Raw genomic sequence first — 12,550 nt, 5'->3', positions numbered from 1 at the left:
TACACTTTATTTCCAACGGTTAAATATTTTATAGCTGTAAAAATTTATGATTCTAATGAATCTTTCAATCTTTGAATATATGCAGCTTTTTGAACTTGAGCTCTTTTAACAATTGATGGCTTATGGAAAGCTTGACGTGATCTCAATTGACGAACAGTTCCAGTTTTGTCGAATTTTCTTTTATAACGCTTTAACGCTTTATCGATATTTTCTCCGTCTTTAATCGGTATAATTAACATAGTTTAGGCACCCCCTTTCATTTAGACTGCAAAAGTAAAAAATTATTTTCATAATACCTAAATTTATTTAAAACATACTCAACTTAAGTTGTTTAAATAAAATATAATTGCACTCAATTATCTAAAACAAAAAAGAGATTTATACAATCTCTTTTTATTCTTTATTTTTTTTAAGACTAGCAGCTAGCTGCTATTGGGCAAGGAGTTCTAGGACTATCAACCCATCCATTACAACTTCCATCATCACACCATTCACAACAAAAAAGTCCTCGTCTACCTAAAATCATTTTCTGCTCACTTCTAGTAAGAATAACTCCTAGTTTTGATACTTTTTTCATAATTAAACATTTTTAAGATAAACAAACTTCACTATAAATCTTTTAAAGATACTCACAGCTTATGTCTTTTTTATCGGAAAGAACACACTCTCATATATTTCTTTCTCAATTAATTACAAATATAAACAAATTTCTAAAAACCATCCATTTTCCCTATACTCACTTTACTTATCAATATAAATTTTTAAAAGCGTTTATACTTAAAATTCTTTTCCATATAACTAAAATGTAGTATTTACAAGCTTACAAAGCTATGATTTAACGGCTGGTTTATAATTTTGATTATCAATAATCATCTTTGACAGGATTTCTTTAAGAATTTCTGAAGTCCCACCACCAATAGGTCCTAAACGACTATCTCTAAATAAGCGTGCTAACGGATATTCTTCCATATATCCATAACCACCTAACATCTGCAAACAGCTATAAATAGTTTCATCAGCAACTTTTGTTGATTTTAACTTGGCCATAGTTGCCTCCTTTACTACATATTCACCCTTATCCAATCTTGCTACAGCAGCATAATTAAATATTTTACAATGCTCAACATCAGTTGCATGTTCCACTATTGTATGACGTAATGCTTGAAATTTATTAATTGTTTTCCCAAAAGCCTCACGTTGAGACATATATTCAATAGTATATTCAATAGCATATTCTGCTCTTGCATGCGCATTAATAGCCATTATAAGACGTTCTAGAGCAAAATGCTGCATAATATACGGAAAGCCTTTTCCTTCTTCACCCATTAAATTTTCGATAGGAATTTCAACATTATCAAATGCTATTTCTGCTGTATCAGAAGCTCTCCATCCTAATTTATCTAGTTTAGTAGCAGATACTCCTTCTGTATTACTATCTACTAAAAAGATACTAATTCCTTTATTTCCCAAATCAGGGCTGGTCTTTGCTGCAACAACTAGGTAATCAGCATAAACACCATTAGTTATAAATGTTTTAGAACCATTAATAACATACTTATCTCCTTTTTTCACGGCAATTGTACGCATTCCTGCAACATCACTACCTCCAAAAGGTTCTGTAATACATAAAGCACCTATTTTATCACCTGAAATACTTGGAGCTAAATAGTCTTGCTTAATTCGTTCATCTCCTTCTGCATTTAAATGCGTCATTGCTAAGTAAGAATGTGCCCACATAGCCGCAGCAAAACCAGCAGATTTTATTTTTTGGAGTTCTTCTAAAAAGATAACAGTATAAAATAAATCCAACCCTAAACCTCCATATGCTTCAGGATATCGTATCCCGAAAAAACCCATTTCTCCAAACTTTTTCCAAATAAAACGTTCGATTGTTCCTGTTTTTTCCCATTTTTCGATATGAGGCACAACTTCTTTATGCAAAAAATCGCGTAAGCTTGATCTAAATAATTGATGTTCTTCTGTAAAATATATTGAATCCATGAATTTATATTTGATTTCTTTAAAATGAGCTATTTTTTTAGAATTCCAAATATAAGGCGATTATTTTTAATTTTTCTAAGGGACAGTTGTTAATTTTTGCCAAATCTTCAATAGAACTTAAAACACCATTCATACTTCTATAAGTAACAATCTCTTTTGCAAAAGCATAATTAAAATATGGAAATTTTGCCAATTCTTTTATTGAAGCTTCATTTATTTTAATTTTATTTAAATTTTGATTGGGCGACACAAAAAATGCTGTTTTACATTCTTCAAAAACTTCAGGTGTAATTCCCCAAATAAATTGCAACTGATCAATTGTAGCAAAAGTTCCTAATTTCATTTTCTCTTTCAATATGATATCCGAAATTTTATCTCCAATACCATAAATCTTCATTATCTGTTCTTTTGTTGCTAAATTTAAATCTATTGGAACAATTTTTTCTTTATTTTGTTTAGTATATGAAATAGGATTACTCTTCTTTGAAGTTACCCAATCAGGGAACTTAAAATTCACTTGCATCTTCATCAATAGTTCATCTGAAATCTTAGTAATTTCTTGAAATTCTTTTGAGGAATTAATAAATTTTCCTGATTTTCTATACTCATGTAATCTATCAATTTCTTCGATAGACATTCCTAACATATATCCTTTATAATCTGTTATAAAATTCGGATTGAAAGGTTTTATTTCATATTTTTCATCTACAATACTTTTTTTTATACTGTCTATTTCATCTTGAACAAGGAGCCATTCTTCATCGGTTTCATTTAAATTATCATTGCTATAATTAGTTGTTTTCATCAAATAATAAATTATTTGAACAATTATAATCAAAATCAATAATGAAAAAATCCCACTTCTATGTTCTCTAGAAAATAGAAAGTAGGATTTTATTTTTTCCATCTGTTTTTTCAAAATAGTTATACCTGAAAAACTTTAATATATTATTCTTCTTGTTTTCTTACTAATTCATCATCATTCTCACTATAAGAATCTGGTTCTTGTTTTGGTGGAATTGTTAGAACTTTATAGAAAAAAAATGCTGCAAATGAAACCACAATTCCTTGTGCGCAAATCATTGTTATTAATGCTGTTGTATTCATAATTATTCTCTCCCTTCTTTTACTCGTTTTTTATAAGCTAAATACACTACTATTGAAATGAACAAGAACAACATTAACAATAACATTCTTCCTAAAAATTTATAAAATGTATTATTAGTAAAGTCTCCTGTTGCAATTTTATCTTTTGGATTTATGGCATCTCCTACTTGTACAAGTGTTTTTTGATTTTTACTTGCATCGAAAGTATATATTTTTGTGTCTTTAAATGTCTCAACTTTTACTTTTTCTGTTGCTTTATCAAAAACTTTCTTCTCATTTTCAAAAGTAAATTTTATTTCCGTTGGAGTTACTTCCTCAACAATTGCTGATTTAGTTCCAGTACTTTCAAAATTTTCCGCATAATATGCATCTGAAAACCATTCTTTATTATGAGTGTCTGAATCTTTTACTTTATCAACCCAATCAGGAATACTTGACACTAATACCCAACCTAATAAAGCTGGAGTAACAATCAGGATAATATATTTATAGAAACCTGGTAATTTAATATCTGCTCCTTTATTAATTTCTACCCAACCTTTCTTAATTCCAAAAATATAAGAAAATAAAATTGTTTCTAAGAATGCAAAAACAACCAAACTTACCGTTCCTGCCCAATAGTCATATTGATCAAATAATCCTTGATTATAAAAAATAACTGTTGGAAGTCCCATTGTTAAAGCTAAGGCACCAAATGACCAAGCTCCTTTATTTTTACTCCAATTAAATTCATCTCGCATAAATCCCATCCATGGCGTACCCATTGCTAACGAAGAGGTAATCCCTGCAAAGAACAATAGACCAAACCAAAAGACTCCTGCAAATATTGATAAAACATCTCCCCATTGTTGAAATAAATATGGCATAGTTTGAAACGCCATTCCAAAACCTGCGTTCTGAATAACCCAATCCAACCCTAAATAACCTGCAGCAATTGGAACAACTATTAAACTACCTAATACAACTTCAACAAATTCATTCATAAAACCTGCCGAGACTGCATTTAAGGCCACGTCATCTTTTTCTTTCAAATATGCAGCATAACAATGAATTGTACCCATACCTACTGAAAGTGTGAAAAATATTTGACCCGCTGCTGCTAACCAAACTTTTGGATTAGATAATGAATCAAATTGTGGCGTCCATAAGAAATTAAGACCATCCCAAGCATTAGCTTCTGGAAAAATATCTGAAGCTCCACTTGTTCCTAATGTTAATCCTCTAATTGCTAAAATAACACCAAATGTTATTAACAAAGGCATACCAATTTTGGCTACTTTTTCAATTCCACTTAATCCTTTAGATAATATATATGTATTTAAAAGTAAACAAACAATGTAAAATATTACGGCTTCATAAGGAATACCTGTTGTAGAATGAGCAACATCAACATAAGAGTTAAAGAATCCTGCAACATCCGCTTGACTCATATCTTTAAACGTTCCTACAATGGAATGATACACATAAGACATTGTCCATGATTCAATATAACAATAATAGGCTGCAACAGCAATATTAGTAAAGATTCCAAACACTCCAATATACTTCCAAACTCGGCTTTTACCCATAGTATTTAGAATATATGGCGTACTATGATTTCCAAATTTGCCACCGTATCTTCCTGTAGACCATTCAATAAATAATAATGGAATACCCATTACTAAAAAACATATTAAATATGGAATAATAAAGGCTCCTCCTCCATTTTGAACTGCTTGAACTGGAAAACGTAAAAAGTTTCCAAGTCCTACAGCATTTCCAGCCATTGCCAGAATGAGTCCGACTCGCGAACCCCAAGAATCTGCTTTTGTTGACATACTATATAATTGGTTGTTAATTTCTCAAAGATAAGAAAAGTATCGAAAAAACAAAGAAAAGTTAATTTTTTGATAATTGTTTACTATAAATCAAACACAGATGATCTTTTTGTATAAATCATATCTTTTAATTTCAATAAAAACGCTAGTGTTAAATAAAACCCGAAACCTAAGCCTGCGGTTACAAAAGATATGTATATAAAAAAAAGTCGAACATTTGTTGCTCTGATACCTAATTTATCGGCTAATCTTGTTGCTACAAAAAAGCCATGTTTTTCGAAAAAATGAAGTATTTTATACATTAAAAATTCTATTTAAACTTTTCAAATATACATATTAATTTTTAATCAATTTTAGTCCTATTCTACAGTGTAAACATTTGTTTTTACTACAATATTCGTTTTTCAATTGTAATAAACTTTGCGAATCAAAAGCATCATTTGCTTTAATTTTAAAACTATTAAATTTATTTATTATAGCGTTTTTTTCTGGTTGAATTTGTTTTATTAGACTTAATATTGATTCTATATTGTCTTTACCTATATAATAATCATAAGTAAATTTCAAAGGAATTATCGTATTTATGATTATTAAATCTATAAAATTTCTTGACAGCAGCTTTCTTTTTGTGCTATTTTTTTTATCAAAATTGTAATGATCTTTCCAATAATTATTTGTTTCAAATGAGAATAGCCTATAGAATTTATCTTTATCATTTAAATTTATACATTTTGAAAAAACATTATCAATTGTACTATATAAACTGGCTAATTGAGCTAAACGAATTGTTGGAAAATTATCTGGCCGAAGCTTATAAAACTGTAATGGCTCTAAAAATATTTTTTCTAAAGCATATTTATTTTGAAGATATTCCCACTTTGATACTATTTTTATATAATATTCGTCTTCATAGTTTTCTTCTAATAAATTTGAATACCCAAATAATAATGCCTCTAGGTTTTCAACAGAGATTCTTTCTTTTCTAATTGTAGAAAAAGGAATCGATTTTGCAATTTTAAGAAAAGCCTCTCCATTTGTATTTAATCCAAAGTTTTTTGCTAGCATGCAAAAAAGTACTGCTTCCCAGTCGTTTTTTGTTTCACTAAGTAACTGCAATACTTCATTTGATTTTCTCTCTAATCGTTCAAAAAATAATCTTTCTTTCCAGTTATCGAATATAAAATCATCAATTGTTGTAATTTGATTTTCACAATTGATCCATGTTTTGGTCTTTATTAAATTTTCATATTTAACAACTTCAGTCTTTGAAACACATTCCTTTAATTCTAAAACAGGGATTTCTGAATTGTCTTTTCTAAAAACTTCGATATCGTGTTCCCATACTATATGTAAAATTACATTATCATAATTTTCATCTTTTTGATGATTATGTAAATACCAATCTGATGATTTTACATGAATTTCAATATTTCCAGCCCATTGCTGATTATCTATAATTATTTTTGAATTAAAAAAATCTGGACCTGAAGTTTGTAAATAATGTCCAAAATGGAGAATTTCTATTTTTTCTCCTTTCGTAGTGTATAATTGAGTTACATTGACTTTTTTATGTAACCAAATATAATGTAAGAAGTCTTCTTTCATAATATGGCTTGTACTAATTAATTGGCTTATAATAAAGTACAAATATATACAAAATAAAAAAACCTACAAGTTTATGATTTGCAGGTTTTTTTAAATGGCTCAATTATTTTATTGAACTTATAATATCATGTTTAGTAACAATATGATGTTTTCCGTTTTCTAATTCTACTAAAACGGCTTGATTATCTTTATTTATTAATTTAGAAATTTCTTCCATTGAAGTTGAAGCTTTAACAATTGGATATGGTTTACCCATAATATCTTTTATTGGTTTATCTGCTATATTTTTATCTTCAACATAACTTCTAAACAAATCTGTTTCATCAATGCTTCCTACAAAACCTGTTGTATCTATAACTGGAATTTGAGAAATTTTATATTTTTTTAGTCTTTCAATTGCATGAGATACTAATTCTTCTGTTCGTACAATTACTAATGGCTTATCTTGATGATCTTTAATTAAATCTAATGCTTTTGTTACTTCTTCTTCTAAGAATCCTCTTTCTCTCATCCAATCATCATTAAACATTTTTCCGACATATCTACTTCCTGAATCGTGAAATAAAACCACTACAACATCTTCTGGTTTAAAATGTTCTTTTAACTGTAATAACCCTTTTATAGCTGCTCCTGCTGAGTTCCCTACAAATATCCCTTCTTCTAATGCTAGTTTTCTTGTATAAACTGCTGCATCTTTATCTGTTACTTTTGTAAAACCATCAATTAGTGAAAAATCAACGTTTTTAGGTAAAATATCTTCTCCAATTCCTTCTGTTATATAAGAATAAATTTCATTTTCATCAAAAATTCCTGTTTCATGATATTTTTTAAATACTGAACCATAGGTATCTATTCCCCATATTTTCACGTTTGGATTTTTCTCTTTAAGATATTTTGCAACTCCAGAAATAGTTCCACCTGTTCCTACTCCTACTACAAAATGTGTAATTTTTCCTTCAGTTTGTTCCCAAATCTCTGGTGCAGTTTGTTCGTAATGTGCAATTGCATTACTTGGGTTATCGTATTGATTTACATACCATGCGTTTTCAGTTTCAGTTGCTAAACGTTTTGAAACCGAGTAATAAGAACGTGGATCTGTTGGTTCAACATCTGTTGGACATACTACTACTCTTGCTCCAACAGCACGAAGAATATCCATTTTTTCTTTTGATTGCTTATCTGAAATAACACAAATTAACTTATATCCTTTCACAATTGCGGCAAGTGCTAATCCCATTCCTGTGTTTCCTGATGTTCCTTCAATTATGGTTCCGCCTGGTTTTAATCTTCCGTCTGCTTCCGCATCTTCAATCATTTTAACAGCCATTCTGTCTTTTACAGAATTTCCTGGATTAAAGGTTTCTACTTTTGCTAGAACTAATGCGTCGATTTCTTTAGTAAGTTTATTTATTTTTACTAACGGTGTATTTCCAATAGTTTCTAATATATTTTTTGCGTATTTCATTTTTTAAATTTTGTAAATGCAAAGATAATGTGAATATTATGAATACAAAAATTAGAGAGAGTTTATAATTTAACCCTGATTGTACTGGCAGCTTTTCTGTTTATAAAAACCAAAAACTACAAGGAAAAGCAGGAAAATGGATTACAAAAATTCCTTTTGATTCGTTTTTTATTTGAAAAAATTCCAAACTAATCCAAATCGAACAATAAAATCTCTGTACGGGTAGTTTGGTGCTGAATAAAAATTGTATCCTGTCCAAGCTGAATTAAAATGCTCAGCTTTTAGAAATATTCTTGTTTGACGAACTTTTGCGTTTATAAAGAAATCAAACATAGGAAATCCTCCAATTTTTCTTTCATTTTGGACATAAAATTCTCCCAATAATGGGTTATAGTCGTTAGCATAATATTCTGTAAAATAATTGAAAATAATTCCTGTTTGAATAAACATGGCTTTTTTGAATATATGTTCTGAAAAATAAAGTGAATTTCTTGTTACAAATTGTGGAACATTTAGCGTTTTGTCTGAGTTTTCTACATTTTGATATAAAAAAGTATTGTCTAATGCTAGTTTCCAAAATTTAATTTCTTTTGATACTTTAATAGACGTATAATTTATAGTTTTATTATTTTGAAAAGGTTTTACTGTAAGTGTATCAATATTATTTGTGATATTATCGAAATATAGATAATCGTCTAAAATTGAATATTGTGCTTCAAGATTTATCCATTTTGTTAATGCTGAGAAATGAAATTGATTTTTCTTTTCATTTTTAAAATTATTTGCCCAATTATAATCTACATAGTTACTTTGATATAATGTGTAATTAAGATTTGGTAAACTATTTAACTTTTGATATTTAAAAACAAATTGATAATCCTCATTTAATTTATAATTTAGCGTTGCTTCAATATTTGAAACAGATTGATCTGTAATTGCATTTGAAATTAACAAATTGGCCTTTAATTTATTTACATAATATGTATAATTTCCTCCTATAGAAGTTATTCTTTCATTAATTGCATTAGGGACTAACGTATTTCCTATATTATCAAAAACAATACTTTTATAAAAATAATTGTATGTATTATCTTCTACGAAGAAGGAAACATCTCCATACTTTTTAGTTGTAAAGCCAACTCCTAATTTATTATATAAATGATTATATCTTGTTTTATTATTTATTGAACCAGAATAAAAATCTCCAAACCTCTTATCTGCTGTTAATTGTGTATAATTGAAAAACTTATACTCGTGATTAAATTGATGAGTAAAAATTAAACTATTTGGATTGTTTTTATTCAATTTGAATGAATGGTCAATAAGAAATCGATTTCCTTTTAAAAGTGATGTTGCGTTTCTAAAATAAACATCGATTCTTTCCCTTTCATTATATGGATTTTCACTCTCTTCAAATAGATTTATATCTTTGATTCCTCCATTTTCTTGATTTGAAATGTCTTGCCCTGTAAAATGGGCATTTAATATATATCGTTTATCTTTTGTAAAATAACTCGTAGTGAATCTGAAATTTCCAGAACTTGATATGTTATTTATATATTTTCCATTTGATCGCAATCCTTTATAAGCAATAGAAAAATTTAAATTAGGTTTTGTATTTACTGTCAAAAAAGCGTCAACTGATTGCCCTTGCTCCATTACCGTTTTAAAATACAAATCAGACAAAGGTGTTGGAACATTATAATATTTAATATCTTCTATTTCTAAATAATTAAAATGTTTTGCTGAAAAACCCATTGATGGGTGAATTGATTTCTTAACTAAAGAATAATCTAATGTATTATATGTATGCCCTTCATTAGCAAACGCTATTAATCCAAAAATATCTTTTCTTAGTAAATTATATTTATATTCTTTTTGAATTGACAAAGTTGTATCTAAAAATGTAGTATCTCTATCAAGAGTATAAATTTTATACAACTCTATAGATGGTTTCTCATCTATATCAGCTATATTCAAAGGTTTTAGTACTTTTAGAGTATCTTTCTTTATAATATTATTCTCTGTTTTTGATACATTCTTTTGTGAAAAAGTAAATGACGAAGATAATATTAAAAATAAAAAAAATAGGTTTTTCATTATATTATAAATATGAGCAAATGTAATGAGAAAATAGTGAATAAAAAAAGACCTACATTTCTGTAGGTCTTTTTTTTATAAAAATTTACTATTTATTAAAAATAATTAATTTGGAGTAAATGTAGTAGTAACTGTAAACGGATCTGTAAACAACTCTTGTGTTAATAAAACTGTTATAACTCCAGTATTTGGATTATAGCTACCTGTCCCTCCTGTTGCCCACGCATCATTTCCTATATAAACAACAGAATTATCACAATTAATAATTAATGTCCCTGAATAAACATATTCCCCTTCAAGGCTAGACTCATTTGCTGCCCAAGCAACAAAATTAGGGCCCCAACCTGAAGCTACTGAATATGTGTTCTCTACATTTTCAACAGGTACAAAAGTTGAAGCAAAAGCAGGCCCATTTACTCCAAATGCAAAAGGAACAGCATTATAGCTTAATGGAAAATCAGGAATTAAACATGAACGAAATAAAGTTAATGTATAGGTATTCATCCTTTCCAAAACAACACCACTATCTACTGAGTTTAATTTCAACTTTAAAAGAATTTCTTCATTTTCAGGTAACGATGCATACTCAGAAATAATTTCAATATCACCAACATAAGACCCAGCAGGTATAACTAATGAAGAAGAAACTATTGAATATTGACTTGGAGATGCATAATTAACATCATCATTAAGATTGTCATCAGGCAAAACTTCGATTTGAAATTCACGATCTACATTAGCAACTGTAGTAACTCCTACTCTAACTTTTTTCAAAGATCCTGTTACATCTTCTTCCTTTACTGGAAATTTACTTGACGTTCCAGCGGTAAAATATGCTACTGCACCATCACTATACAATTCTGGATCTGCATCGCTACAAGAGTAAAATACACCAAATGTAGCAACAACTAATAATATTAATATTTTTTTTTTCATAATTAAAATTTTTAATTTAGTTAGTAGCCAGTGATTGGTTGGTTGGTGGCTACTAACTATGTTTATTTTTGATTGGTTAATAGATTAGGATTTTTTTAATATCCTGGATTTTGAATCAATGTCCCATTTGAGAAAATAGCTTGCTGTGGAATTGGCAATGTAAATCTGTGATCCCCAGGAGCTAAATCTTCTGCAAAATCATTTAATAAAACATCAGATGCAAGTCTATCAACTCCTAAATTAAATCTTTTAAGGTCAAAAAATCTATGCCCTTCAAATGCTAATTCTTTTCTTCTTTCAAGTAAAATTTTATCAATTGCATCCGCTTCGTCAGAAAAAGCAACATCTGGTAAAGCCGAAGGAGTTATTCTTCTACTTTGTCTAAGCGTATTAATAGCTAATTCCGCAGCTGCAAAATCAGGAGCAGCTTTTAAAACATGAGCTTCTGCATTAATAAGATACATTTCCGCAACTCTTAATACTTTAATATCTGCCAAACCGAAATCTGAAGATGGGCCAACATATTTACCAACTCTACGATCTGCTCCACCAGATTGAGTAAGTGTAAAAGATCTTACATCATTAGCATCAAATGTTTGAAACAATCCATTTGAAACTTCATAAAAAACATCCCCATTAGAGTCTGTAAAAAGTCTTCCTACTTGGTTATTTCCAGTAACTCTTTTTAGTTTAAATACAATTTCAGCATTACTTGCATCTGTCCAAATATCTGTATATTCTGTTGGATTAGCTGCAAGAGGAATTCCATCAATAACTTCTTGAGAATATGTAACTGCTGAAGCATAATCTTTAGTATACAAAGCAACTCTTGCTCTTAAAGCTTGAACTGCTAAAGGTGTAACCCTTGTTACATCAGCATTACTACCATACATTTCCAAAACATCATAAGCATCAGCTAATTCATTATTAACAAATGCAGTAACTTCTCCAACTGTATTTCTAGGAAGAGTTTCAAATACAATTACATGATCTACAATTGTTGTTGCTAAAGAAGAAGGATCATATGACTTTGAAAAGAAACGCATTAAATCAAAATGAGCCATAGCTCTAATTACTTTTAATTCAGCTTTATATTTCTCCTTCAAATTTACATCCGCAGTAGTTGTAGCAGGAACAGCATCAATTTTTTCTAAAACTGTATTTGCTCTATTAATTGAAGCATAAAGATCACCATAATACTTTTCTGCTTCATTAGTACCACTATTAATCGACCATGTATGAACTTGAACTCCTTGTCCTCTATTACTTTGAGGTTTTTTACATTCATCAGTAAAATAAGCTGACCAAGCGATAAAATTATCACCATCAATCCTAGTCCCTACTCTTGAATATACTCCCAAAACAGCTCTTCCAAGATCATCCATATTAACAATGGCATTCTGATCTGTAATCTCATCCGCTGGATCAATTCTATATGCATCTTCACATGAAAACAATGAAGTTAGAATTACAGCTGAAAGAAATAAATTTTTAATTTTCTTCATAACTATATATTTTT

The 12,550-nt window shown here is 29.0% G+C and carries 12 protein-coding genes; all 12 read right to left on the bottom strand.

What is annotated here, in order from left to right; genetic code table 11:
• Positions 1 to 44 precede the first annotated feature (44 nt).
• The 12 genes from rpsU to LXD69_RS09165 all read right to left on the bottom strand — a co-directional run bounded on the left by rpsU (position 45) and on the right by LXD69_RS09165 (position 12,536).
• The gene (gene rpsU / locus LXD69_RS09220) at positions 45 to 239 is read right to left on the bottom strand and encodes a 30S ribosomal protein S21 (RefSeq protein WP_045967688.1); all 195 of its coding nucleotides are present in this window, start codon (positions 237 to 239) and stop codon (positions 45 to 47) included.
• Positions 240 to 415: 176 nt separating this feature from the next.
• Entirely contained in the window at positions 416 to 577 is a 162-nt protein-coding gene (locus LXD69_RS09215; RefSeq protein WP_246914791.1) for a hypothetical protein, read from the bottom strand.
• A 251-nt stretch (positions 578 to 828) separates the two neighbouring features.
• Positions 829 to 2,001, bottom strand: coding sequence for an acyl-CoA dehydrogenase family protein (locus LXD69_RS09210; protein WP_246914788.1), 1,173 nt, complete (start codon positions 1,999 to 2,001; stop codon positions 829 to 831).
• Positions 2,002 to 2,038: 37 nt separating this feature from the next.
• A complete protein-coding gene (locus LXD69_RS09205; RefSeq protein ID WP_246914785.1) occupies positions 2,039 to 2,908 on the bottom strand; it encodes a helix-hairpin-helix domain-containing protein in 870 nt (289 codons plus the stop codon).
• Positions 2,909 to 2,949: 41 nt separating this feature from the next.
• Positions 2,950 to 3,108, bottom strand: a complete 159-nt coding sequence (locus LXD69_RS09200; RefSeq protein ID WP_200894129.1) for a hypothetical protein — start codon at positions 3,106 to 3,108, stop codon at positions 2,950 to 2,952.
• Between the two features lie 2 nt (positions 3,109 to 3,110).
• Positions 3,111 to 4,925: a sodium-dependent transporter gene (locus LXD69_RS09195; RefSeq protein WP_246914782.1), complete on the bottom strand. Its 1,815-nt coding sequence runs from the start codon at positions 4,923 to 4,925 to the stop codon at positions 3,111 to 3,113.
• Positions 4,926 to 5,008: 83 nt separating this feature from the next.
• A complete protein-coding gene (locus LXD69_RS09190; protein WP_235270890.1) occupies positions 5,009 to 5,227 on the bottom strand; it encodes a PspC domain-containing protein in 219 nt (72 codons plus the stop codon).
• 34 nt (positions 5,228 to 5,261) lie between these two features.
• Complete coding sequence (locus tag LXD69_RS09185) at positions 5,262 to 6,530, bottom strand: DUF2851 family protein (protein WP_246914779.1); 1,269 nt, start codon at positions 6,528 to 6,530, stop codon at positions 5,262 to 5,264.
• 103 nt (positions 6,531 to 6,633) lie between these two features.
• Complete coding sequence (locus LXD69_RS09180) at positions 6,634 to 7,995, bottom strand: pyridoxal-phosphate dependent enzyme (RefSeq protein ID WP_246914776.1); 1,362 nt, start codon at positions 7,993 to 7,995, stop codon at positions 6,634 to 6,636.
• A gap of 168 nt (positions 7,996 to 8,163) precedes the next feature.
• A complete protein-coding gene (locus tag LXD69_RS09175; RefSeq protein ID WP_246914773.1) occupies positions 8,164 to 10,095 on the bottom strand; it encodes a putative porin in 1,932 nt (643 codons plus the stop codon).
• A 105-nt stretch (positions 10,096 to 10,200) separates the two neighbouring features.
• The gene (locus LXD69_RS09170; RefSeq protein WP_246914770.1) at positions 10,201 to 11,031 is read right to left on the bottom strand and encodes a hypothetical protein; all 831 of its coding nucleotides are present in this window, start codon (positions 11,029 to 11,031) and stop codon (positions 10,201 to 10,203) included.
• 95 nt (positions 11,032 to 11,126) lie between these two features.
• The gene (locus LXD69_RS09165) at positions 11,127 to 12,536 is read right to left on the bottom strand and encodes a RagB/SusD family nutrient uptake outer membrane protein (protein ID WP_246914767.1); all 1,410 of its coding nucleotides are present in this window, start codon (positions 12,534 to 12,536) and stop codon (positions 11,127 to 11,129) included.
• Positions 12,537 to 12,550: the final 14 nt, after the last annotated feature.

The organism is Flavobacterium sediminilitoris, from assembly GCF_023008245.1.
Lineage (GTDB): Bacteria > Bacteroidota > Bacteroidia > Flavobacteriales > Flavobacteriaceae > Flavobacterium > Flavobacterium sediminilitoris.
This window is presented reverse-complemented; position numbering and strand designations above follow the sequence as displayed.